We start from the raw sequence: 22,430 nt of genomic DNA on the forward strand, positions 1-22,430 counted from the left end.
TTTAGGGCGCAGTCGGGCGGTTTTCAATGCTGTACTTGATCGCCGCCCCCTGTCACGGCTAGACATGTCCGAACGAGGAGACCAACGATCCCATGAGCCAGACCCGATCCCCGACCAAGGACGCCTACAGCCTTATCCTGGAAGCCATCGACGTGGGCGTCTACAAGCCCGGTGATCGGTTGGTCGAAAGCGAACTGGCAGAGCGTTTCGGAGTGTCACGCACCCCGATCCGCGAAGCGTTGCAACGGTTGGAAACCCAGTCTCTGCTGGAACGGGACGGGCGGTCGTTGATCGTCGCGTCCCTGGATCACAACCAGATGGCCGAGCTTTACATCGTGCGCCGGGAACTTGAAGGGCTGGCTGCGCGCCTGGCCGCAAAACACGCCACCGAAGAAGAAATCAAGGTTCTTCAGGACATGGTGGTCGAAGATGACAAGCTGATCGATGACCCAACGGCCTTGTCGCGCGCCAACCGACGGTTTCACGAACAGATTCATCTGGCGTCACACAATCGCTATCTGGTTCAGCAGCTTGATCTGGTTCACCGGACCATGGCTTTGATGGCGACCACTTCGCTGGCTGTTCAGGGTCGTGGCGAGATTGCGCAAAGTGAGCATAAGGGAATCGTCGATGCCATCGCAGCCCGAGACGAAGAGGCTGCGGGGCAGGCGTTGAAGGAACATATTTCGGTCGCCTTCATGACACGTCTGAAACAGGATGCCAGTCGTCGCGACAAATAAACGTCAGGTCAGCGGAACGTCTTCGCTGGCCTGCCCGTGTTGGGTTTTGTCCCAAAAAAACGGATTTGTCGCCAGTTCCCACAGGGCCTTGTAACCGGCGACCACCCCCAGAGGGAAATACAGACACATCGTCGGAACCCACGGCAGCAAAAACCGACGTTCACGCGCGGATACAGCGATGATCCCGACGCATATATTCAGGGCCTCGGTCGCCAGAAACAGGCAGATCAGCGCCGTCGTGATCTGCTGCGGCAGGATCTGCTCCATCGGATTGGGTATACCCAGGGCGTACAACCAGAAAACCCATAGAACGGGGGCCAGCAGGAACTGACCCAGAGTGCCCAAAAAAAATGCCTGTAGGCCGATAAACTTGGCCGCACCCAAATCAGCATACAGTTTCTGCGGGTCCCGCATGTGCACAAGATAGGTGACCATGAACCCCTTGAGCCAGCGTGAGCGTTGCTTCACCCACGGCCAGGCTCGGAAATTCGCCTCTTCAAAGGTGGTGGTGTCCACCATCTCGGTCCGGTAACCCGCTCGGCAAAGCCGCACGCCCAAATCGGCATCTTCGGTGACATTGTGGGCGTCCCAACCGCCCAGTTCCAACAGCTTTTCGCGGCGGAAAAAGAACGTCGTTCCCCCAAGCGGGACGACCAGCCCCATACGTGCGATACCCGGCAGGATCACGCGAAACCAGCTGTTGTATTCGATGGTGAAACAGCGCGACCGCCAGTTCGTGCGGGGGTTGTAGTAATCCAAAACACCTTGCAGGCAAACCACCTCGGGCGAAGCTTGGGTGAAATGCGCAACCACACGTTCAATCTGATCCGGCTGTGGTGCGTCTTCGGCATCCCAAACGCCAACGATGTCACCGCGGCAAAAGTCCAGCGCGTAATTCATGGCGCGCGGTTTGGTGGTCAAACCGTTCAGTTCGGGGACTTCAACAACACGCATCCAACTGGGCAGAGCCACTCGCGCAAGGGCGCCGCGCGTCACGTCATCGGTCGCCTCGAGCACGAGAATGACGTCCAGCAGCGCTTTGGGATAGGTCAGCCTTTGAAGCCGCTGCACCAGAGCATTCGCGATTTCTCGCTCCTTGTACAACGGCACCATGATGGACACGCAGGGGTGACGCAGCGCGATCGCCGCCTCTGTTGGCTCGGTCGGCTTTTTCATGCGGTCGCTGAGGCAGGCCAGGGCGCCCATTATCCGAAAGGCTGCAAAAAGAACCAAACTGCCTACGGCCGCGCCCAACAAAACCATCAACCCAATCGCAGGGAACAGGGCAAAAAAACACAGCACACCCAGCGTTGCCGCAGATGATACGAGCCGGGACCCGGCGGTCCAGTTGCGACAGCTTTGTTCCGCGTTCACACGGGTTTCGGCCGCTTTTGCGAGTGTCCGCGAGAAGTGCTGTGCAATGACCCGGTCGATCTGATGAGAACCCGCAAGAACGGGCAGGATGGAATAGTCGCAATCCTGCATCTCGGCGATCACGGTTGCAAAACGATCGGGCCGGGCAGTGGCGACCAAAACCAGAGGGCCGATGCGCATCCAGGGAATGACATTGTGCTCAAGCCAGAAATCCACCGGCTTCAGGTTGCACAATCCGGGCATCGGTGGAATTTGTTCGAGGTCCGCGATCTGCCACCCGAACTGCGTGGACAGAGCTTTCAGAACGTCCTGCCTGGTGGCATACCCTTCGCCAACCAGAATCTCGCCAAGCGGCGCTTTCTGCCTGGTTTGCAGGCTCAGCGCATGGTCCAGTTGTGAACGGGTGATGACCTCGGTTTCCAGCAGGCATGTGCCCAGCGGTTTGCGAAAACCGGGCGCCGGGATCGGGGACGCGTTTGTAAAATCCTGAAGGTTAAGTTCAACCATTAAAAAAACCCTGGCACAGTTACCTGCGCACAGGGTTGATCAAACAAGGTTAATGTGCCGTTAACTCCGGTAACTTAAGGGTTTATGCCTGCTCTTTTTTCTTTTCCATCGCATCGGCGAAACGTTCGAACAGGTAAAAACTGTCCTGGGGTCCGGGCGACGCTTCGGGGTGGTATTGTACCGAGTATACAGGTCTGTCAGTCATGCGGATCCCGCAGTTCGAGCCGTCAAACAGCGATCTGTGGGTCTCGACCACGCCTTCCGGCAAAGACTGCGCGTCCACGGCAAAACCGTGATTCATCGACGTGATTTCGACCTTGCCGGTTTCCAGATCCTTGACCGGGTGGTTCGCGCCGTGGTGGCCGTGGTTCATCTTGACTGTCTGACCGCCCAACGCCAGGGCCAGCATCTGGTGGCCAAGGCAGATACCAAAGACGGGCAGATCGGTTGTGTCCAGAATTTCCTTGATCATCGGCACAGCATAGGCACCCGTTGCGGCCGGGTCGCCGGGACCGTTCGACAGGAAAACGCCATCCGGCTGATGGGCCAGCACTTCGGCAGCGGTCGCCGTCGCTGGCAGCACGGTTACATCACATCCAGCCGAGGCGAGACAGCGCAGAATATTGCGCTTTGCTCCATAGTCGACAGCCACGACTTTGTGGGCGGGGGCCTCTTGCCGCTTGTACCCTTCCGGCCACGCCCAGCGCATTTCATCCCAGCGGTAGCTTTGGGCACAGGTGACATCCTTGGCCAAGTCCATACCTTCCAGCCCGGCAAAGCCGCGGGCCGCTGCAACCAGTGCTTCGATGTCGAAATTGCCCTCGGGATCATGAGCCAGCGCCACATGCGGCGCGCCCTGCTGGCGAATGGCGCGGGTCAGACGGCGGGTATCAACGCCGCCGATGGCGATGCGGCCACGGCGGGCAAGCCAGCCCTTGAGTTCTTCGGCCGAGCGCCAGTTGGACGGCTCGGTCGGGTCCCATTTGACGACCATGCCAGCGGCGACCGGATCAGCGGTTTCGTCGTCTTCCGGGTTCACGCCGACATTGCCGATATGGGGGAAGGTAAAGGTGACGATCTGCCCGGCATAGGATGGGTCGGTCATGATTTCCTGATATCCGGTCATCGCTGTGTTGAAGCAGAGTTCGGCCACGGTCTGTCCGGTTGCACCGAAACCGATGCCGTAAAACAGCGTTCCGTCGGCCAATGCCAGACATGCGGTGGGCTTGGACGGGGCGTTCTGGGCCATGGCGCGACTCTCCTGCAAGGTAAACCGGCGCATACCTAAGGGGGTTAAGCGCTTGGGTCAAGTCTGTTCAATTTTTAGGCTATCGTTATTTTTCAATGGGTTAAGCTTGTTCGCCCCCGGTTGTAACGCGCTTTTTGTTTAGATATGTTCGGGGTTCCGTTGTCATGGGGATGGACAAGCCAAATGGACATGCGATCACGGGTGAATGCCGCCCTGAAGCAAGCAATGAAAGACAAAGCAGCCGAGCGTCTGTCGACACTGCGGTTGATCAACGCGGCCATCAAGGACCGCGACATCGCCGCGCGCGCCTCGGACAATGAAGAAGTCAAAGGCTGTGGTGATGCAGAGGTGCTTGAAATTCTTGGAAAAATGACCAAGCAACGCAAGGAAAGTGCGCGCGCCTATGAAGAGGGTGGTCGCCTGGATCTGGCCGAGCGCGAGATGCAGGAAGTCGCCGTCATCGAAGAGTTTCTGCCCAAACAGTTGGATGATGATGAGGTTTCAAAGGCGATTCAGGCTGCAATCACTTCGACCGGTGCCGGTTCCATTCGCGACATGGGCAAGGTCATGGGCGAGTTGAAAACCCGTTATACCGGACAGATGGACTTCGGCAAGGTCGGGCCTATGGTCAAGGATCACCTCTGCGCCGCGTCAAACGGCGACTGCTGAGACATCAGGCTGAAACACCTACTGCGCGACAGGGTCGCGCAGTTTCCTGGCCAAATCGTCATAGAGCGTGATACGCTCGTCCTCCGACAGAAACGCCCCGATTTCGACCTCACGCCCGTCTCCGACGAGCGTGACATAGTGTGGAACCGGGCCGCCTTTTTCGTACATTTCAGGTCGTGCCCAATAGCGATTGCACGACCATTCCTGTTGGTCTTTGCCCGGGGTGTGATGCACCAGGCGGGCTTGTGAACCGGACAAGGTGAAAATCTCAAACGCACTGCGCGCGCGATAGTTCGCCTGAATCGCCAGCCAAAGCCCAAGCACCGTCAACAGCAGAAACGGTAACAGGCCCCACAACACGACCGACCCAAGCACGGCCAGCAACGGGATCAAACCGAACAGAAATACGGACAGGATGGCAATCATCGCCCCACGTCGCGGCAGAGAATTATGCGGCCAGAGGCGCAGTTCCTGTTCGGTTTCGGATGTCTGATTCCATTTGTACGGCATACCGGAAACATATCGCAGTGCCGCCTCATGTCGACGGGTTTTGATCAGACCACGTGGCCCACACGCGCCCAGGACAAGGCGTCATCCAAACGGTCGTCGCCCCAGAACACCTCTTGCCTCACCACGAAGCTGGGGGCGCCGAAAACACCCAGTTTCACGGCGATGTCTGTTTCAGCTTCCAGCGCGGTGACGATATCCGGGCTGCGCGCGCGAGCCAGCGTCAGGCGAGGATCCTGTTGGCACCGCAGCAATGCTTCGGACAGGGCGCTTTCGCTGCCGGCCTCGACGCCATCCTCGAACCAGATGCGGTATAGGTTCTGGGTAAATGACTTGCCCCATCCATCCGTCATACCAAGCAGAGCGACCTGATTGGCCAGGGCAAGATCGGAAATCGGATAGGGTGCGGGCAGGCTGGCGTGGATGTGATACTTGGCACAGCGCCGTTCGATATCACGCCACATATATGCGGATTTTTCGGGTTTTCCGGCGAACGGGATATTCTGCTGGGCTGACATGACCGTGCGCACATTAAAGGGCCGCCAGTTTATGGTGGCGTCATGTTCAGCGCACCAGTCGTCCAGACGCATCACGGTAAGGAAACTGTAAGTGCTGCCTATTGAATACCAAAAGTCGATTTCCGGCATTGCCGATCCTCCGACTGTTCTGTGGGGGTATCATAGCGGATTTTGGTACACTTGGCGAACTGACAGAGGTGGATAACGAAAACCCCGCCACTTGGGCGGGGTTTCTTTGGATCAGATCGGGATCAGTGCGCGTGGCCTTTGTCCCAGTCTTCCTGCTTGGGCAGCTGCTCGAACGTGTGTTCGGGCGGCGGTGTCGGCAGGGTCCATTCCAGCGTATCCGCGTATTCATTCCACGGGTTCGGACGTGTCTCTTTCGCACCACGGAACAGGGCGTAGAACACGATCCCGAAGAACAGCAGGAACGAGGCGAACGAGATGAACGCGCCGATCGACGAAACGAAGTTCCACTGGGCGAATGCCTCGGGGTAGTCGATGTAGCGGCGCGGCATGCCCTGACGGCCCAGGAAGTGCTGCGGGAAGAAGGTCAGGTTGGCGCCGATGAAGAACAGCCAGAAATGAACCTTGCCCCAGAACTCAGAGTACTGACGGCCCGTCATCTTGCTGAAGTAGAAGTACACCCCGGCGAAGATCGCGAAGACAGCACCCAGCGACATCACGTAGTGGAAATGTGCCACGACATAGTAGGTGTCATGATAGGCACGGTCGACACCGGCCTGCGACAGAACCACACCGGTCACACCGCCGACGGTGAACAGGAACAGGAAGCCGAAGGCGAACAGCATCGGCGTCTTGAACTCGATCGAGCCGCCCCACATGGTGGCGATCCACGAGAATACCTTGACCCCCGTCGGAACCGCGATGACCATCGTTGCCAGCATGAAATAGGCCTGCTGACGCAGCGACATGCCGACGGTGTACATGTGGTGCGCCCACACGACAAAGCCCAGCACGCCGATTGCGATGATCGCCCATACCATCGGCAGATAGCCGAAGATCGGCTTGCGCGAGAAGGTGGCGATCACGTGGCTGATGATGCCGAAACCGGGCAGGATCACGATGTACACTTCGGGGTGGCCGAAGAACCACAGGATGTGCTGATACAGGATCGGGTCACCGCCGCCGGCCGGATCAAAGAAGGTGAAGCCAAAGTTGCGGTCCATCAGCAGCATGGTGATCGCGCCTGCCAGAACCGGCAGCGACAGCAGAATCAGCCATGAGGTGACGAAGATCGACCAGCTGAACAGCGGTACCTTGAACAGGGTCATGCCCGGGGCACGCATGTTCAGGAAGGTGGTGATCATGTTGATCGCGCCGAGAATCGAGGAGGCGCCCGATACGTGCACGGCAAAAATCGCCAGGTCCATGGACATGCCGCCTTCGGTCGTCGACAGCGGCGGATACAGAACCCAGCCCACACCCGAGCCGAGCTGATCGTTCCCACCCGGGCTGAGCAGCGAGGCAACACCCAGCGAGGTGCCGGCGACATACAGCCAGAAGGACAGGTTGTTCATCCGCGGGAACGCCATGTCCGGCGCACCGATCTGCAACGGCATGAAATAGTTGCCAAATCCGCCGAACAGGGCGGGGATGACAACGAAGAACATCATCAGAACACCGTGATAGGTGATCATCACGTTCCACAAGTGACCGTTGGGGGTACACGGGTCGGCCATGAAGCCTTCCAGGCACATGTACTGAACGCCCGGGTGCATCAGCTCGAGCCGCATGTAAACGGTCATCGCCACCGAGATCAGACCGGCAAGGGCCGAAACGACCAGGTACAGAATCCCGATGTCCTTGTGGTTGGTCGACATGAACCAGCGCTGGAAAAAGCTGCGCTGATCTTCATGGTCGTGACCGTGAATGGCTGCGTCTGCCATTATAGGTGCCTCCTGTTGCAACTGCACCGCGCAGTCGGACCTCTCCAACGCGCGGGATTCCTGCTGGTTTTAGAATGTGAAGAGGGCACCTTCAATGGCCGAGTTTGATCTGGATCAAGATTAATTGTCGCGGGCACGCGGGTGCCGCACGATTTTCCGGCCTTGAACGTGGGGTATCTGGGCATGGCGGATGAGAATTCAAGCCCGGACTGTCGATGCGGCATGGGCGTTGGCAGAGTTCCGCCTTGACCGTCGCCCGCGCGCGTCTCAGAACTGTGCCGACACCCGCAATCCAGAGGTTTGAGATGGCTGATTACGACCCCGACAATATCTTTGCCAAAATCCTGCGCGAAGAAATCCCGTGCATGCGCGTGTACGAGGATGATGAAACGCTGGCTTTCATGGATATCATGCCGCGCGCGGACGGGCATCTGTTGGTGATCCCCAAAACACCATGCCGCAACATGTTGGATGCCACGCCCGAGCAACTGACGGCGGTTGTGAAAACGGTGCAGAAGATGGCCCGGGCGGTCAAGTCCGCATTCGACGCGGACGGGGTGACGATCCAGCAATTCAACGAGGCGGCAGGCGGGCAGGAAGTCTTCCACCTGCATTTTCACGTCCTGCCGCGCCACGAAGGGGTTTCCATGCGCCCGCCGGGCAAGATGGGGGATTTCGAGCTTATCGGTGAACACGCGAAAAAGATCAGCGCCGCTCTCGCCTGATCATTCGGCGCCATGGGGCCCCATGCATTCGCCGTGGTCCTGAAATGCGTGCAGCACGGCACAGACATGATCGTGCTGCCCGTCGCAGGCCGCTGAAATTCGGGTCAGTTCCGTTTCGAGGTTTTGCAGGCGGGCAATTCGGTCCCGCAGATCGGCCAGTTGTTTTTGGGCAATTTCGTGCGCCCGGTTAAGGTCGCTGCCAGACGCGCCTTCAAGGGACAGCAGGCCCACGACGTCGGCCAACGGCAATCCCAGATCACGGCAATGGCGAATGAAGATCAGCCGTTTCAACGCGGCTGCGTCATACCGGCGTTGATTGCCCGCGGTTCGCTCTGGTTTGGGTAACAGGCCTTTGTCTTCATAGAACCGGATTGTTGGAATTTTCACCCCGGTTCGGCGCGATAAGTCCCCGATCGAATACATTTTTCGGTTTTGACCTCTTGAACCTCTAGTGGCTAGAGGAATTACATGCTCTGGGAAGCCGTAACAAGGGACATGAAACGATATGGCACACCAGCATTCCCACACCGGGCATGGTCACCAACACAACCACATTGATCCAGACGCTGGCGATGCGCGCGTCGCCTGGGCGATTGCGGTGAACATGTTCCTGACATTGGCTCAGGTCATCGGGGGCATCATTTCGGGTTCTCTGGCGTTGATTGCCGATGCGCTGCACAATTTTTCGGATGCTGTTGCGCTGATCATCGCGTTTTTTGCCCGCAAGATTGCACGGCGTCCGGCCGATCCACGGATGAGCTTTGGCTACGGCCGGGCCGAAGTCGTTGCGGCCTTGGTCAATTACACCACGTTGATCGTGTTGTCGGTCTATCTGTTCTACGAAGGCGTCATGCGGTTTTTTGAACCCGAGCCGATCAACGGATGGCTTGTGGTCTGGGTCGCCGCGCTGGCATTGGTGGTCGATCTCATAACCGCTGCGCTGACGTATACCATGGCCAAGGACAGCATGAATATCCGGGCCGCATTCATCCATAATGTTGCGGACGCCTTGGGATCAATCGCCGTGATCGTAGCGGGCACCGCAGTGATCCTGTTCGGCTGGACATGGGTGGACCCGGCGGTGACGATCCTGATCTCGGTCTACATCATGTGGCATGTCAAAGAAGAGATAGGCGAGACGGTCCGCGTTCTGATGCTGGGCGCTCCGCCCGACCTGGAGCCAGAGCAGGTAGCCGCGGCGATCGAAGAAACGGATGGGGTGGCCGAAGTGCATCACGTGCATTTGTGGAGCATGCAGGAACGGCAGCCCGCGCTGACGGCGCATCTGGTCATCGATGCGAACGCGTGGTCAGATGCCGAAATGGTACGGGACAGTGTCAGGCAGACGCTGCAAGTTCGTTTCGGGGTGGGCCATGCGACGCTCGAACTGGAACAGGCCCGCTGCGCCTGCGTCGGTTCGTCCCGATTTGGCCACCAGGAAGAATAGCGGTGCCTGAAAGAGAATTGCCGTTCCGATTTGGGGTCGGAACGGCAGACTCGTAACCAAACACTTCTCGGATTTCGAGGGCGAGCCCTGGATCACCGGTTAACATACCACTCACTCTTGATTGGCAGTTCCATATTACTCGTTAACGGGGCCTTTGTATCCACCTGAGTTAAAAAATGCTTAAAGACTTCTACAAATCCACCGAATTCAGGGTTAATTGCCTTACGCGTGGGAAACAGAGCCAGCCTGTCACAGGGATTGTTGTTTGCAACAGTGGCGCGCAGCGATTCGCTGCGCAGTGATCGACAGATGGATTCAGGGTGCCACTGGGCCAAAAACGTCTGCGAAAGTCTTTTTCAGTGCGGCATCAAGGTCTGCCATCGTTACCGGCAAGCCCAGGTCGACCAATGAGGTCACGCCGTATTCGCTTATCCCGCAAGGGACGATGCCGGAAAAATGTTCCAGATCCGGTTCGACATTCACCGAGATCCCGTGAAAACTGACCCATTTGCGCAGGCGCAAACCAATGGCGGCGATCTTGTCTTCCGCCGGTTTGCCGGTCGCTGTCAACGGCTTGTCATCACGCCGAACCCAAACCCCCACGCGCCCTTCACGGATCTCGCCTTGCACGTTGAATTCCGCCAGCGCCGAGATCACCCAGGTCTCCAGCTGTTTCACAAACTGACGCACGTCGCGACCACGTTTGTTCAAATCCAGCATGACATAGGCCACACGTTGACCGGGCCCGTGATAGGTGTATTCGCCGCCGCGTTTGCTTGCGTAAACCGGAAACCGATCGGGGTCGGTCAGATCCTCGATCTTGGCCGACGTGCCGGCCGTATAAAGTGGCGGGTGTTCCAGCAGCCAGACACACTCTTGGGCTTCGCCATTTGCGATTGCGGCGACGCGCGCCTCCATAAAGGCAACGGCGTCGTCATAGCTGGTCAGACCATCGGTGATTTTCCATTCCATGGCGGTCTCATATCCGTCTGAATCGGTCAAGAAAAGGGGTCAGGCGGCCTCGGACAGGCAACGTTGCAGCACCTGGGCATAGGTTTCAGAACCCTGTGCGCCGGTCAGCAGGTATTTCCCGCCAAAAACCATGGATGGCACGCCTGAAATTCCCCGCCTGGTCCAGAACAGCTGCTTTTCACGCACCGGGGCTATGTGTTCTCCGGTTTCAAGCGCTTGTCGCGCCGTATCCGCGTCCAGTCCGATGGATCGAACAACTTCCAGCAGAACATCCATATCGGAGACATCCCGCTGCGCTGTGAAATAGGCTTCGAACAGAGCCAGTTTCAAAGGATGCTGTCGGCCGACTGATTCCGCCCAATCCAGCAACTGATGCGCTGCGAATGTGTTCACCATTCTGCTGTCATCGTCGAAGTTGAAGACAAAGCCGAGCTCGGCCCCGATCGAGGTAAGCTTGTCCCGTGCCTGCTGACTTTGCTCTGCGGTCGAGCCGTATTTCGCCATGATATGTTCACGCAGGTTCTGGCCTTCGGGTGGCATGTCCGGGTTCAACTCGAACGGATGCCAGCGAAGCTGGGCAAGGACACCCTGTTGCTGCAACGCCATGTCAAGCTGTCGAAACCCGACAACGCACCAGGGGCACACGACATCCGAGACGATATCGATCTGAACGATCGGGCGGTTATCGGGCGATGGCATCGTGTGGCTCCTGTCAGGTCAATGGCGTGTTGTCCAGTGGCAGAGATAAGCCCGTGGTGAAGGAATTTAAACCACTGCGTTTTTGCCTCTTCACATCGCGCGCACCAACGTCTATACGCCGCTTTACCAAGTCATTGGCAGTGCGGTCGTGGCGGAATTGGTAGACGCGCAGCGTTGAGGTCGCTGTGGGGTAACTCCCGTGGAAGTTCGAGTCTTCTCGACCGCACCATCTCTCAGTGAAAGAACAAGAAATTGGGGTCGGGCGCAAAGATTGCATCCGGTGTGGCGCCCACTGTGCGACGTCCAAAAGGGGTGCCGAAGACGGCTGTACCACGTGAAAGAACTGCTTTCAGAACCTGAATCAGTTCCATGTTTCGGGCGTTCATCGGAATGTTAAGGATTCTGCCCGGTAGCACCTCAAGGGTGTCAGCCTGGTCGGCCATTCTGAAACACCTACAGGCCGCAGCCTTGCTGAGCGTGACGTTTCAGGTGTTCAGGTGACGGGCGCAACCTGACCCATGACCTGAACCCAAGGCCTGGTCCTCTCTAGACCTTTTGGAAATAGACGCCCACGCCATCGATTTCGTTGATCGCGGGTGGCTTATAGCCCACCTCGTCAAGATAATCATGCACGGCCGCTTTAGCTGCGGGAACCACGTGATAGTCGTCAACGATGATCCAACCGCCTTCCGAGACCTTACCGAAAAGGTGCCGCAAAGGATCTATGGTTGATTCATACATGTCGCCGTCAAGACGCAGCACTGCAATCTGCTCGCTGGGTACCAGTGGCATGGTGTCTTTGAAAAAGCCTTCAATGAACACGACATTATCGTCCAGGAGCCCGAACTTTTCAAAATTCGCCCTTACAGAATCGGCTGACACGGCCAGAGCGTCGTACTTATGGAAATCAGACCCCTTGTCGTGAGGATACAGTTCTTCATTCGGCTCGGGCAGTCCCTTGAAAGAGTCACAAAGAACGACACGTCTGTCATTCTGGCCATATGTAAAGAGAACCGCTTTCGCGAAGATGCTGGCACCGCCACGCCATACTCCGGTTTCGACAAAATCGCCGGGAACCTGGTTGCCGATGACGGATTCCACCATGGCGCGAACATTGGCCAATCTCTTGCTGCCCACCATAGTGAAAGCAACAGACGGCCAATCCCAGCCGTATTCACGGTTTTTGGAGTCATAATCCGGTTTGGTGTCTCCAAACAGAATTGGTGGGTCTTCATAGATCGTGCCATCCAGGGCACGGGCAACCGTGGTCAGATATTGTTCCCGAAGTTCCGCGAGCATAGATTATAACCTTGCATAGATGTCTGGCTGGTTCTGACCTCTCTGCTGTGAAGTTTCAACAAGATTCGCTGGAAATCGCCTACGGCGTTGGATAAATGGAGTCACATTTCCTGTTAACTGTGTTTTTTTTCAACTCAGACGTGCCTTAACCTTCAATTTTGACGCCCAGAGTGAAACATATCTTTTTTGACGCTAAGAATTATGCGAATGTTTGCGCCAACTTCAGCATAAGTCTTGGCAAATAAGGTCGGACCCAACCCATTTGTTGGGTCGTAAAACAACTGCCCCACTTATCATTCCGCGTTTGGGGTTCAGGAAGTTTGTGAACCCTTAACCTTCAGGTCATGAAGCACCATTCCAACAGGTAAGGGCATAATTATGAGTAGTTTCAGGCAAGTCTTCTCAACTGCGATGCACTCAATTTCAGGGGATACGAAAAGGAAGAAGGTTCAACCAATTTTCTGGTCAGAGCGGAACAGAGGTATCGGTGGCGGTGTCATTCTTCCGCCACGGTCAATGTTGCAAAATATCATGAAATCACATCGAGCAATAATGAGTTTCTGCTGGCGAAAACCAGCGAAATGATCGACGCCGAACTTGATTGCACCTCGAAGATCGATGCTCATAATGTCGTCGATATCGTAGTATGGCAGGGAGGGAGCGTTGCTCTCCTCGATTGTGTATTTCGGCCTGACAAACTGGTAGCAGTTGAATATTCGACGCGCGATCTGCCTCACCTTGACGCGTATGTCGAAAGGTGTTCGCGGCAGGATAATGTGCGGCTTTGCAAGGGGATAAGTCAGGCGGACATCAGTCGGTTCGGAGAATTGCTGGACGCAGAGTTCGGCAACGAGAATATTGATCTCGTTATAGATGACGCTTCGCACCAGTATTTGGAAACGATGTTGTCATTTAACCTCGTTTTTGCACGCATGTCGGAAGGGGGCATTTTCGCCATTGAAGATTGGCAATGGTCTACGATGGAACCACATTACAATTCCGATCACTTCAAAGGGAAAGAGGGGCTGACGAACCTGGTGCTTCAATGCGTCATGTCCTGCGCCTGTCGCCCGGACATCGTTCGTGAAGTCATCGTCAAAAATCACTCTGTTATGGTTGTTCGGGCTGAGGCTGAACTGCAAGGCGGCGCTTTTGACATTGCCGAGATCGCCCGCAATCGAGGCGAGATTGTTCCCCTGATGCTATAGATCCGCATTGTTTTGGTAGGCGTGCTCTGCCGTTACGACGCCAATTGTTGTGAAGCCGGGTTTCTCAAATCAGGCTTGGTTATCCGGCGGGCAAGGCGGATGAATGGAACTTCGACAGCATAATAGATAACAGTTGCAATAGGTATCGCTACGGCAAGGGTAATAACACAGACAATGGGCACCACAAGATCCGGATTGTCCGTAAGTGTTGCGGCCCATCGGGTCAGGTTTGTGTTATAGATAAGAAACGGATGCATCAGATATAGGCTGTAACTGATCTTTCCAAGAAAGCGGGTAAAAGGGTTATAGAGAAAAAAAACGGGTCGAAGTGCCTGCGATAGAGCTAGGCTTGCAAAGGCGAAGCCCCAGCCCAAAACCAGTGCGAGTGGAACCGGTTTGTTTAGCGTTTGCGCCTGATCAAGAACCGGGCCAAACAGATACATGTAAATCAACCCGGCGATCCCGGCACCGAGCGCTAAATAGCCGACGGGGCGCTCGTATGACTTAGGTGTCCAACGGTAGGCGCACCAAACGATCAGACCCAACGCAAAGTACGGGGCGTTCGTGAAAAAGCTGGTCCAATAATAAAAATCGGGAACTTCACCCTGACTGGATAAGTTTACATACCCCCATCCCAAGCAGGCGAGCAAAAAGAGAAACACCGCTGACCAAATGTTCCGCCAAATCCAAAGGAAGGGGAACAGAAGATAGAAGATAGCTTCGACGCCGATTGACCAACCCGCCGGAACAAGACTGGTTTGTTCACTGGGGACAAACCCAAACAGAAATGTAATATTCCTGATGATCGTACCGGTTTCGGCCTGGACCCCAATATACAGCCAAGCAAAGAGCATCACGTAGAAGAGTGGTGCAATTCGAAAAAATCTGCGCAAGGCATAGGCCCAGCTTCGATCAAAGGACACTCCCTTTGGATAAGCTAGCGACATGGACATCGCGCTTATTATGAAAAACAGCGGCACTCCCATCGCATAGTAGTCGGCACCCCAGTTCTTGTAGTAGACGCCGAGTGGATGAATGTGCACTGCGTGTACAAACACGACCGCAGACGCAGCGATACCGCGCAGTGAATCAAGGCCATGCGCCCTTTGATCTTTGAGATTACCTGTCATGATCCACTCGAGATACCGCATCCTTGCTGCCAAAAACCTTTGGCGACATTGAACGTCAGCTATAAATGGTTGGCGCCCGAAGGCAATCAAATTGTCGTTTTCAAGCGTAAAGCCCTACGCATTGAACGCTGCCCACGGGGCTGCGATCGTCCGCGGAATTTGGAGTTGGCAGACGTTGAACCGGCGGGCTCGTCCACTTGCAATGCATTTCCGGGGCCCGTAACAAAGCCGCAGGCAGGGATACGCGCTATACATCTGCAAAGATGCGTTTTTTCCCGCTATCCTGAATTTGCGGGCCACGGGTACAGGTAGACGCGATGAGACTTGTCATATCCACGATGAAAGACGAAGGGCCGTTCATCCTGGAATGGATTGCATACTATCTTTCGATCGGCTTCACCCACTTTATCGTCAATTCGAACGATTGTTCCGATGGTACCGACGCGATCCTTCAGCGATGCCAGGAACTGGGGTTTCTGGCGCATATCGACAATCCCGGCCCGTGGGAATTTGGACCTCAGGCTTCAGCTTATGCAAACGCCATGGAACACCCCTGGTGCAAAGAAGCCGAATGGATATTGGTCTGCGACGTGGATGAATTTCTTGATATTCGCGTCGGCGACGGAACACTGGACGATTTGTTTCGTGCATTGCCGCATGCGGACGGATTTGCCGCAATCTGGCAGCTGTTCGGGCACAACGGAATCGTCGAGTTCGAAGACAGGTTCATTGTCGAGCAATTCACCCGTGCGGGCGAGCTTGGCGCCGTCAGTCCTCACAACTTGCGGGCGTTCAAATCGCTGTTTCGCAACAACGGATCGTATCGCACAATCAGCACGCATCGACCGCGCGGCCCGATACCCAACAAGGCGGATCGATTTGCTTGGGTCGACGGGGACGGTGATCCGTTGCCGCCGGCCATGCGAAGACGAGGGTGGGCGTATTCATCAACGGGCGCCGGGTTTGGGCGCAGGCTTTTTCGGATGAACCACTATGCGGTGAGGTCCGTGGAAAGCTATCTGATGAAACGGTTGCGCGGGGATGTGAATACCTCGAGTTTTCATCCGAAGATGGAGGCAACAGGTCAGGCCTACTGGAAGCTGCATTGCTATAACGACATCGAAGAAACCTCGATCCTGTCCAAAGTTGCGCGACTTCGGGAGGTGTATGAAAAGCTGCGATCCGATCCTGTTCTGGGGCAATTGCATCATCAGGCGGTTGCATTTCACAAGGAGCGCATCGCAAGCCTCAGAAAAACCGAGGTGGCGCAGGATTTTGTTGCAAAGTTCAGCCGCTTTCGCAGCGGACGCTATGTGAAGGCGCTGGAACTCGGCGTGATGGAAGATGGCGATCTGTCTTTCAACGCTGAAATGTACAAGGACCCGGAAATCACATTTGCCCAGGTCGCGAAATGGACGCGGCTCGGCAAGATGTCCAAGCCCGAGAACTCCAAGCCATACAATTTTCCTTGGTTCGTTCGGCTCGATGCCCTCGAAACCTCGTTTGATTACGAAGAGGCCGCGGCGCAGCATGCGCAAATTACGGATGCCAAACAGGTTTCGGTGCCGTTCGATCCCAAGGATCCTGTCTACCTGCCTTCTGCCCCTCCGGAAGTTGAAAGAACAAAAGACCAGCGGCAGAGTTTTCTTCGATCAATCAGTGGCAAGAAGAATTGGGTGCTGATCGGACATGTTGAGACTGAAATCATCGAAGAAATACTTGATCTGGACGCTGTCGAGAAATTGACGGTCATAGGACCGTGGGGGTTGTCTTGGGACGGTTTTACATGTCCGGATGCAACTCAGGATCCCGAGCTACAGGCGTTGGATCGCACGTTTTATGCATTGCTGGAATATTTCCGCGACCCCATTCTTGCCGGGCGATTGCATATCTACCGGGCGCTGCCCCCCTTGATGCTGAAGCTGTTTGAAGACGAAAGCGTCGGCGTCGTCATCATCCGCGGGGTGCGGGCAGAGCAGGTGATGACCCAGCTGTTGCGACGTATCGACCGGGTTCTTGCCCCCGGGGGCAGTATCGCGTTCACATCCTATCGCCGTCACGGAGGCGGGTCGTATACGGGTATGAATGCGGCGATAAACAGTTTCCTCGGGCGTAATGCTGCACGTTACCGGATAACCAGCTTGCAGCCACCGTGGCTTGGCATCGACAAGTTGCCACCGCTTGGCAAAAAGGACACATAGCTTCTGGTTCTTGAGGCTGTGGCGTGGTAGCCATGGCGCAATGAACAAAACGGGTTTTGAGTGAATGTGATACCCGTCTGCAAGTGAGGTCGAGATGTCGAACGAACCCAAGGTTATCGGTGTTGCGCCCGGCGGCCAGAAGAAACCGAAGGCTGACAAAGCGACCAAACGCAAAAACAGCAAAGACGCAATCCGCCGAACATTCCTTTCGCGTTTGCCAAAGGGGGGCTTGGCCGTTGAAATCGGTGTCTGGCAGGGTGAGTTCTCTCCGACCATTCTGAAACTGATCGAGCCCAGTCAGCTTTTTCTGATCGACCCGTGGAAGCATATTGGTGAGGAATCGCACACAACCGCGTTTGTGGGTCGGACCGAAGACGAAAAGATGGAGGCCATCTTCCAGAAGGTCGTAAAGACTTTCGAGGCGGAGATCGAAGAGGGCAAGGTCGGTATTATCCGCGATTTTTCGGTGCCTGCGTTGGAGCTTTTTGATGATGAAAGCATCTCGTTCGCCTATGTCGACGGAGACCATTCGTATGAAGGCGTGACCGCTGATCTAGCCGCTTTGTTTCCCAAGATCAAACCTGGGGGGATCATGGCGTTCGACGACTACCACCGCCGCGGCTGGTGGGGCGACGGGGTGATCCGTGCGGTCAACGAGTTTCTGGGTCAGCACCCCCGAGAGTTGCGCATCCGTGCGATTGCCGGCGCGCAGATCGCCATTGAAAAGATTGTCCCGCAAGATGACAGCAAAGGTCAGAACGGCTAGGCGGCGGGGATAAGTGGCAGCGATGGAAAAGCCTGAAAAAGTCCTCATCACTGCGATGAAGAACGAGGGTCCCTATATTCTGGAATGGGTGGCCCATCACAAGGTGTTGGGGTTTGATCGGATCATTGTCTACACCAATGATTGTACAGACGGTACCAACCAGATTCTGAGACGGTTGCAGGACTTGGGCCATGTGGAGTTTCACAGGAACCGGGTTGGAACCGGAGGGATACACCGGTCTGCGCTGAGACAGGCACGGCGCTTGCCGGTGGTGAAAGACGCAAAATGGTTATATGTCGGCGACGCGGATGAATTCCTGAATATTCACGTTGGAAATCACAGGGTTGATGATCTGATCGAGGCAACGCCCGGCGTTGACGTCATCTCCATCCCCTGGAAGATTTTCTCGAACAGTGGTCGGCATGTTATGCGCGATACGCTGGTGACGCGGCAATTCTTCGATTGTGAACTGGATTTCGAACAAGGCGGGGCAGGGCGCCGGTTTGTCAAATCCCTGTTCAGGCAGGGCGATTTCTATCTTCGTTTCGGGTTGCACAACCCGCACCCCCGTGCCGAACTTCAGGCCGGCGTGTTCCGGTCCGTGCCCGGAGGGCACGCCACGGAACCTGCGCCCTTCGGCAACCATGTCTCGCCTCCGTTTGGTTTTGAAGTCGCACAGATCAACCACTATGCCGTCAGATCCACGCAGGCCTATCTGGCCAAGCGCAGCCGAGGTCGGGCAAATCATTCCTCGCAGACACTTGGAACCGAATATTGGGACCGCTGGAACCGTGGCGGTGCCAAGGATGAAACAATCCTGCGGTACAAGGATGAAGTGGATGCGGTGCTGGAAGAGTTTCGCGCTGACGACAGGCTTCGACGGCTGCATAGAAGAGCGTTCCGCTGGCACAAGGCCCTGATCAACGATCTGCTGAAGCTGCCCGAGTATGATGAGCTGTACCAGAGACTTCTTGAAAAACCGGCTGTGGATTTTGTCGCAAAGGACCGTAGCGTAAAGGAACGCCTGTCGGCCAGCGCGCCGTCTTCGACTGACGAAAACCGGACAGAGTCCTGACAAAACAGCCCCTGGAGAAATAGACGAATGGTTGCGGATCACTCTCTTCCGACGATTGGGATGCTGTGGATGGAAGGCAGCCTGAGCTTTCTGGAGCAGATGTGCATGCTGTCATTCGTCGAATGCGGGCACAGGGTTGTTTTGTTCCACTATGGGCAAGTCGACAACGTTCCGGATGGTATCGAACTGGTGTCGGCAAACGAAATCCACGAGCCCAAGCATTTCATCGTAAACAACCAGTTCAAGACGCCCGTGCCCCAATCCGATATCTTCAGATTGCATCTGATGAAGAAAACGGACTTTCTGTGGTGCGACACGGATGTGTTGGCGCTTGCCCCGATACCAAGGGCAGATCATGTCTTTGGGTATTTCAACCGTGATACCATCTGCAATGCCGTCATGCGGCTGCCATCCGACAGCCCCACGTTGAATGCGTATTCCGAATACTGCCAGGATCCCTATCCGATCCGCCCCTGGGTTGAAGGGGAAGAACGGAAAGAACTGGAACGCCTGAAACAGGCTGGGGAGTTGCCGCATGCGTCAGATCAGGAACACAGCGTCTACGGCCCCGGTGTCATGACGTGGTTTCTGCGCCACCACGACGAACTTAAACATGCCAGCCCCATACCGGTCTTTTATCCTTTGCCTTTCAGACGGGCAGGACAAGCCAATGATATTCACGTCCGAGAGTTCAGGGACGCGTATATCAAAGAGGAAACGCTTGCCGTACATCTGTGGGGGCGTCGGATGCGATGGTGGATTGCAAACGGGATCAAGCGGCATTCGTTTCTGGACCGACGTCTGAGGAACCTGGGGGTGAGACCGGGCGACGCGCCTTTGCCGCGCCACGGCCGTGGGGGCCTCAAACCGGTGGAGTTTCCGGCAAACCTGCCCACCTTGCGCGCTACGACCGAAGAAATCCACGACGCCACCGGCGGCGTCGTGTCCGTTGCTCTGCTCTCTGACAGGGAAGACTATCTCAAGGCGGCACAGGCTGATCTCGACGCAATTGCAGCCGACAATCTTCATGGCGCCAACACCCCGCCACGCGTCGGTTTTTCGCGCGGTTGGGAACACTATGGCAGTGATCCTGCGCGGCTGAATGCGCTTGGTATGTCTTTGTACAACTATGCGGATAGCCATCGGTCTCTACCCGATCTGCGCGCGCCAAAGACATTCGCCGAAAAACTGGTGGTCATGAAGCTGTTTGGCGAAGTCCCTGATCCGTTGATCTCTGACCGGTCCAAATACGTGGGCAGCGCCTCGGAACTGCTTGCCTGCCCACAGCGCATGTGGGAGGCGCATATTCCGGCGTTGCCCGAAACACTCGACCTCGGGCCCGGTCAGTATTGGTTGAAAGGAACGATGAGCCATGGTCACAAGCTGGCCCTGTCGTTCCCGCTGGATGGCCCGCAGCGCGACGATGCCAACCAGAAACTGGCAGCGTGGCACAAGACAAAAACGCCCGAAGGGTTCTGGACAGGCGAATGGTGGCGCGCCACGCAAAAGCCCCTCTATTACATCGAAGAAGATTTGTCCGCCGGGGATCGACAGGCCGGCACTTGGAAATTCTGGGTGATCGCCGGACGCGTACAGCTGGTGCAGGTTGACCGTGACCGGGGGCGAGGGCGTATCCAGATGCTCCATGATCGCGACTACGATTACCTTGCAGATGAGCTGTATTCACCAACCAGCAGCACCGTTGAACCCCGGCCCGAACGTTTTGAAGACATGATCCGGATCGCTGAAACCCTGGGGCGCGACCTTGAATGCGCAAGCGTAGAGCTTTTCACGGTTGGTGACAGGATTTGCTTGGGCGACATCATGTTGGCGCCGGTGTCTGGCAAGCACAAGATGCGGTCGGATGCGCTGGATCAGCGTCTGGGTGCTGCGTGGATCGGAACTCGGCTGTTTCCCGGCTGAGGCTGGACAATCCCCGGATCTTTCATGCCGCCGGAACAGGTGGCAGGGCCTATTCGACCGCGATTTCCTGGCGCAGTTTTCCAGTTGTTTTGTCAAAGATCAGAATGCGATTGTCATCGGTTGCGACGGCATACCAGTTTGCCCCGATGGTCAGGGCCTGCGCCCGGGCGCCGTCGGGCAGCGCGATCTGATCCGGCAAGGTGGGTGTGCGGTCCGATAGGCGGATGACAATCAGGGCGAATGTCACTAGAACCCCGCCAATCATCACCGCGGTCAACAGCATGACCATCCGCCGCAGCAATCGCAGTTGCGGAGTTTCCTGCGGTTCTTGAGGTTCGGAAGGGACAGTCATGGGCACCCGCCAGATTGAGTTTCAGATCGCGGCCGATCCGCCGCCTCGCCTTGATAAGGCGCTTTCCCGCGATGTGCCAGACGGGGAAAACCTGTCGCGCACCAGACTTGCGCGTCTGATCGAAGGGGGCGCGGTGCAGATCGACGGTGCCGAGGCGCGCGACCCCAAGGCCAAGGTTGCCGAAGGGGCACGGGTCACGATTGCCGTGGCCGAGGCCGAAGACAGCCATATCGGCCCCGAGGACATCCCGCTGGAGGTCGTCTTCGAGGATGCGGACGTAATCGTCGTCAACAAACCCGCAGGCATGGTCGTGCATCCCGCGCCGGGATCACCCAGCGGGACATTGGTGAATGCTTTGCTCCACCATTGCGGAGACGATCTGTCGGGCGTCGGCGGGGTGAGACGCCCCGGTATCGTGCATCGCATCGACAAGGAAACCAGTGGTCTTCTGGTGGTCGCAAAGTCAGACGCGGCGCATCACGGTCTGGCCGAGCAGTTCGCGGCGCATAGCGTCGAACGGTATTACCGTGCGGTGTGTTACGGGGTGCCGGATGCCAACGACCCTCGGTTGCGCGGTGTCAAAGGGATCAGCTTTGAACCCGGCAACATCATGCGCGTCACGACGCAACTTGCGCGACACAAGACCGACCGTCAGAAACAGGCGGTTCTGTTCCATGGCGGGCGGCATGCCGTGACACGCGCACGCGTTGTCGAGACATTTGGTGTGCCGGCGGGTCTTGCCCTGATCGAATGCTGGCTTGAAACCGGCCGAACGCATCAGATCCGCGTTCACATGGCCCACGCAGGGCACGGGCTGGTGGGCGACCCGGTTTATGGCGGCAAGCGCAAGCTGTCCGCCAAAGCGTTCTCTGCCGCCGCCGCCGGTTTTGTAGGCACTTTCCCCCGTCAGGCGCTTCATGCCGCCGTTTTGGGGTTCGAGCACCCTGTCACCGGTGAATCCCTGCGGTTCGAGGCCGATTTGCCGCAAGATATGCAAAACCTTGTCGAACGTCTGCGCACACCGCTGTCATAATAAGCAAACTCCTGTGAAAAAGGGCTTTTTACCTTTCCTTAACGTAAGATTAATTCCAGACTGTTAGCAGCACCTCTTGAATGGGAAGGGTTCCTTACCCATATCCTATGTTAAACATCTAAACAT

The 22,430-nt window shown here is 56.4% G+C and carries 21 protein-coding genes and 1 tRNA gene; 11 read left to right on the plus strand and 11 right to left on the minus strand.

The annotated features are described in order from the left end of the window. Positions 1-92 precede the first annotated feature (92 nt). Positions 93-740 (plus strand): GntR family transcriptional regulator, encoded by a 648-nt coding sequence (locus ACR0E2_RS01225; protein ID WP_152457632.1) that lies wholly within the window; start codon positions 93-95, stop codon positions 738-740. A 3-nt stretch (positions 741-743) separates the two neighbouring features. Here ACR0E2_RS01225 and ACR0E2_RS01230 read toward each other — a convergent pair whose 3' ends face one another. Both ACR0E2_RS01230 and carA read right to left on the minus strand, forming a co-directional pair. Continuing rightward, positions 744-2,621, minus strand: a complete 1,878-nt coding sequence (locus tag ACR0E2_RS01230) for a glycosyltransferase (protein WP_480444806.1) — start codon at positions 2,619-2,621, stop codon at positions 744-746. A gap of 82 nt (positions 2,622-2,703) precedes the next feature. Then, complete coding sequence (carA, locus tag ACR0E2_RS01235) at positions 2,704-3,870, minus strand: glutamine-hydrolyzing carbamoyl-phosphate synthase small subunit (protein WP_171228524.1); 1,167 nt, start codon at positions 3,868-3,870, stop codon at positions 2,704-2,706. 183 nt (positions 3,871-4,053) lie between these two features. Here carA and ACR0E2_RS01240 point away from each other — a divergent pair, with 183 nt between their 5' ends. Then, positions 4,054-4,539 carry a GatB/YqeY domain-containing protein gene (locus ACR0E2_RS01240; RefSeq protein ID WP_152457635.1) on the plus strand — a complete coding sequence of 162 codons (486 nt, stop codon included), beginning with the start codon at positions 4,054-4,056 and terminating at the stop codon, positions 4,537-4,539. 18 nt (positions 4,540-4,557) lie between these two features. On the opposite strand, the gene ACR0E2_RS01245 is transcribed toward ACR0E2_RS01240, so the two are convergent. From ACR0E2_RS01245 to ctaD, 3 genes are all read right to left on the minus strand, one after another. Beyond that, positions 4,558-5,049: a DUF2244 domain-containing protein gene (locus tag ACR0E2_RS01245; RefSeq protein WP_480444807.1), complete on the minus strand. Its 492-nt coding sequence runs from the start codon at positions 5,047-5,049 to the stop codon at positions 4,558-4,560. 44 nt (positions 5,050-5,093) lie between these two features. After that, the gene (locus ACR0E2_RS01250; protein ID WP_480444809.1) at positions 5,094-5,693 is read right to left on the minus strand and encodes a DsbA family protein; all 600 of its coding nucleotides are present in this window, start codon (positions 5,691-5,693) and stop codon (positions 5,094-5,096) included. 122 nt (positions 5,694-5,815) lie between these two features. Then, entirely contained in the window at positions 5,816-7,474 is a 1,659-nt protein-coding gene (ctaD, locus tag ACR0E2_RS01255) for a cytochrome c oxidase subunit I (RefSeq protein WP_170346621.1), read from the minus strand. 305 nt (positions 7,475-7,779) lie between these two features. Between ctaD and ACR0E2_RS01260 the strand changes: the two genes are divergently transcribed. Then, positions 7,780-8,199: an HIT family protein gene (locus ACR0E2_RS01260; protein WP_480444811.1), complete on the plus strand. Its 420-nt coding sequence runs from the start codon at positions 7,780-7,782 to the stop codon at positions 8,197-8,199. Here the strand turns inward: ACR0E2_RS01260 and ACR0E2_RS01265 are convergent, their stop codons facing one another. Further along, entirely contained in the window at positions 8,200-8,622 is a 423-nt protein-coding gene (locus ACR0E2_RS01265; RefSeq protein ID WP_480444812.1) for a MerR family transcriptional regulator, read from the minus strand. It lies immediately after the preceding gene. An 82-nt stretch (positions 8,623-8,704) separates the two neighbouring features. Here ACR0E2_RS01265 and ACR0E2_RS01270 point away from each other — a divergent pair, with 82 nt between their 5' ends. After that, positions 8,705-9,646: a cation diffusion facilitator family transporter gene (locus ACR0E2_RS01270; RefSeq protein ID WP_480444813.1), complete on the plus strand. Its 942-nt coding sequence runs from the start codon at positions 8,705-8,707 to the stop codon at positions 9,644-9,646. Between the two features lie 315 nt (positions 9,647-9,961). Here ACR0E2_RS01270 and lipB read toward each other — a convergent pair whose 3' ends face one another. Together lipB and ACR0E2_RS01280 are read right to left on the minus strand one after the other, a co-directional pair. Beyond that, entirely contained in the window at positions 9,962-10,618 is a 657-nt protein-coding gene (gene lipB, locus ACR0E2_RS01275; protein WP_480444815.1) for a lipoyl(octanoyl) transferase LipB, read from the minus strand. A gap of 39 nt (positions 10,619-10,657) precedes the next feature. Continuing rightward, positions 10,658-11,317, minus strand: a complete 660-nt coding sequence (locus ACR0E2_RS01280) for a DsbA family oxidoreductase (protein ID WP_480444817.1) — start codon at positions 11,315-11,317, stop codon at positions 10,658-10,660. Between the two features lie 142 nt (positions 11,318-11,459). Here ACR0E2_RS01280 and ACR0E2_RS01285 point away from each other — a divergent pair. Then, positions 11,460-11,546, plus strand: a tRNA-Leu gene (locus ACR0E2_RS01285). 317 nt (positions 11,547-11,863) lie between these two features. Here ACR0E2_RS01285 and ACR0E2_RS01290 read toward each other — a convergent pair. Then, the gene (locus ACR0E2_RS01290; protein WP_171328784.1) at positions 11,864-12,616 is read right to left on the minus strand and encodes a TylF/MycF/NovP-related O-methyltransferase; all 753 of its coding nucleotides are present in this window, start codon (positions 12,614-12,616) and stop codon (positions 11,864-11,866) included. 581 nt (positions 12,617-13,197) lie between these two features. On the opposite strand from ACR0E2_RS01290, the gene ACR0E2_RS01295 reads away from it, so the two are divergent. Then, the gene (locus tag ACR0E2_RS01295; protein ID WP_480444819.1) at positions 13,198-13,824 is read left to right on the plus strand and encodes a class I SAM-dependent methyltransferase; all 627 of its coding nucleotides are present in this window, start codon (positions 13,198-13,200) and stop codon (positions 13,822-13,824) included. Between the two features lie 32 nt (positions 13,825-13,856). On the opposite strand, the gene ACR0E2_RS01300 is transcribed toward ACR0E2_RS01295, so the two are convergent. Then, on the minus strand, positions 13,857-14,954 hold the full coding sequence (locus ACR0E2_RS01300; protein WP_171328781.1) for an acyltransferase family protein: 1,098 nt from the start codon (positions 14,952-14,954) through the stop codon (positions 13,857-13,859). Between the two features lie 317 nt (positions 14,955-15,271). Between ACR0E2_RS01300 and ACR0E2_RS01305 the strand changes: the two genes are divergently transcribed. The 4 genes from ACR0E2_RS01305 to ACR0E2_RS01320 all read left to right on the plus strand — a co-directional run bounded on the left by ACR0E2_RS01305 (position 15,272) and on the right by ACR0E2_RS01320 (position 20,919). Continuing rightward, complete coding sequence (locus ACR0E2_RS01305; protein ID WP_480444821.1) at positions 15,272-17,155, plus strand: glycosyltransferase family 2 protein; 1,884 nt, start codon at positions 15,272-15,274, stop codon at positions 17,153-17,155. 94 nt (positions 17,156-17,249) lie between these two features. Next, complete coding sequence (locus ACR0E2_RS01310) at positions 17,250-17,921, plus strand: class I SAM-dependent methyltransferase (protein ID WP_480444823.1); 672 nt, start codon at positions 17,250-17,252, stop codon at positions 17,919-17,921. Positions 17,922-17,976: 55 nt separating this feature from the next. Further along, complete coding sequence (locus ACR0E2_RS01315) at positions 17,977-18,996, plus strand: glycosyltransferase family 2 protein (RefSeq protein WP_480444824.1); 1,020 nt, start codon at positions 17,977-17,979, stop codon at positions 18,994-18,996. A 27-nt stretch (positions 18,997-19,023) separates the two neighbouring features. Beyond that, positions 19,024-20,919 carry an ATP-grasp fold amidoligase family protein gene (locus ACR0E2_RS01320; protein ID WP_480444826.1) on the plus strand — a complete coding sequence of 632 codons (1,896 nt, stop codon included), beginning with the start codon at positions 19,024-19,026 and terminating at the stop codon, positions 20,917-20,919. Positions 20,920-20,968: 49 nt separating this feature from the next. Here ACR0E2_RS01320 and ACR0E2_RS01325 read toward each other — a convergent pair whose 3' ends face one another. Beyond that, a complete protein-coding gene (locus tag ACR0E2_RS01325) occupies positions 20,969-21,271 on the minus strand; it encodes a DUF6476 family protein (RefSeq protein WP_152457651.1) in 303 nt (100 codons plus the stop codon). Between ACR0E2_RS01325 and ACR0E2_RS01330 the strand changes: the two genes are divergently transcribed. Continuing rightward, the gene (locus tag ACR0E2_RS01330) at positions 21,270-22,304 is read left to right on the plus strand and encodes an RluA family pseudouridine synthase (RefSeq protein ID WP_480444828.1); all 1,035 of its coding nucleotides are present in this window, start codon (positions 21,270-21,272) and stop codon (positions 22,302-22,304) included. The two genes, ACR0E2_RS01325 and ACR0E2_RS01330, sit on opposite strands and share 2 nt — an antisense overlap. Positions 22,305-22,430: the final 126 nt, after the last annotated feature.

The organism is Ruegeria sp. A4 (assembly GCF_056543025.1).

Excerpts from the sequence above, each read along its gene's own strand:
- ACR0E2_RS01225 (WP_152457632.1), top strand. The coding sequence starts at position 93 with ATGAGCCAGACCCGATCCCCGACCAAGGACGCCTACAGCCTTATCCTG.
- ACR0E2_RS01230 (WP_480444806.1), bottom strand. The coding sequence starts at position 2,621 with ATGGTTGAACTTAACCTTCAGGATTTTACAAACGCGTCCCCGATCCCG.
- carA (WP_171228524.1), bottom strand. The coding sequence starts at position 3,870 with ATGGCCCAGAACGCCCCGTCCAAGCCCACCGCATGTCTGGCATTGGCC.
- ACR0E2_RS01240 (WP_152457635.1), top strand. The coding sequence starts at position 4,054 with ATGGACATGCGATCACGGGTGAATGCCGCCCTGAAGCAAGCAATGAAA.
- ACR0E2_RS01245 (WP_480444807.1), bottom strand. The coding sequence starts at position 5,049 with ATGCCGTACAAATGGAATCAGACATCCGAAACCGAACAGGAACTGCGC.
- ACR0E2_RS01250 (WP_480444809.1), bottom strand. The coding sequence starts at position 5,693 with ATGCCGGAAATCGACTTTTGGTATTCAATAGGCAGCACTTACAGTTTC.
- ctaD (WP_170346621.1), bottom strand. The coding sequence starts at position 7,474 with ATGGCAGACGCAGCCATTCACGGTCACGACCATGAAGATCAGCGCAGC.
- ACR0E2_RS01260 (WP_480444811.1), top strand. The coding sequence starts at position 7,780 with ATGGCTGATTACGACCCCGACAATATCTTTGCCAAAATCCTGCGCGAA.
- ACR0E2_RS01265 (WP_480444812.1), bottom strand. The coding sequence starts at position 8,622 with ATGTATTCGATCGGGGACTTATCGCGCCGAACCGGGGTGAAAATTCCA.
- ACR0E2_RS01270 (WP_480444813.1), top strand. The coding sequence starts at position 8,705 with ATGGCACACCAGCATTCCCACACCGGGCATGGTCACCAACACAACCAC.
- lipB (WP_480444815.1), bottom strand. The coding sequence starts at position 10,618 with ATGGAATGGAAAATCACCGATGGTCTGACCAGCTATGACGACGCCGTT.
- ACR0E2_RS01280 (WP_480444817.1), bottom strand. The coding sequence starts at position 11,317 with ATGCCATCGCCCGATAACCGCCCGATCGTTCAGATCGATATCGTCTCG.
- ACR0E2_RS01290 (WP_171328784.1), bottom strand. The coding sequence starts at position 12,616 with ATGCTCGCGGAACTTCGGGAACAATATCTGACCACGGTTGCCCGTGCC.
- ACR0E2_RS01295 (WP_480444819.1), top strand. The coding sequence starts at position 13,198 with ATGATCGACGCCGAACTTGATTGCACCTCGAAGATCGATGCTCATAAT.
- ACR0E2_RS01300 (WP_171328781.1), bottom strand. The coding sequence starts at position 14,954 with ATGACAGGTAATCTCAAAGATCAAAGGGCGCATGGCCTTGATTCACTG.
- ACR0E2_RS01305 (WP_480444821.1), top strand. The coding sequence starts at position 15,272 with ATGAGACTTGTCATATCCACGATGAAAGACGAAGGGCCGTTCATCCTG.
- ACR0E2_RS01310 (WP_480444823.1), top strand. The coding sequence starts at position 17,250 with ATGTCGAACGAACCCAAGGTTATCGGTGTTGCGCCCGGCGGCCAGAAG.
- ACR0E2_RS01315 (WP_480444824.1), top strand. The coding sequence starts at position 17,977 with ATGAAGAACGAGGGTCCCTATATTCTGGAATGGGTGGCCCATCACAAG.
- ACR0E2_RS01320 (WP_480444826.1), top strand. The coding sequence starts at position 19,024 with ATGGTTGCGGATCACTCTCTTCCGACGATTGGGATGCTGTGGATGGAA.
- ACR0E2_RS01330 (WP_480444828.1), top strand. The coding sequence starts at position 21,270 with ATGGGCACCCGCCAGATTGAGTTTCAGATCGCGGCCGATCCGCCGCCT.
- ACR0E2_RS01325 (WP_152457651.1), bottom strand. The coding sequence starts at position 21,271 with ATGACTGTCCCTTCCGAACCTCAAGAACCGCAGGAAACTCCGCAACTG.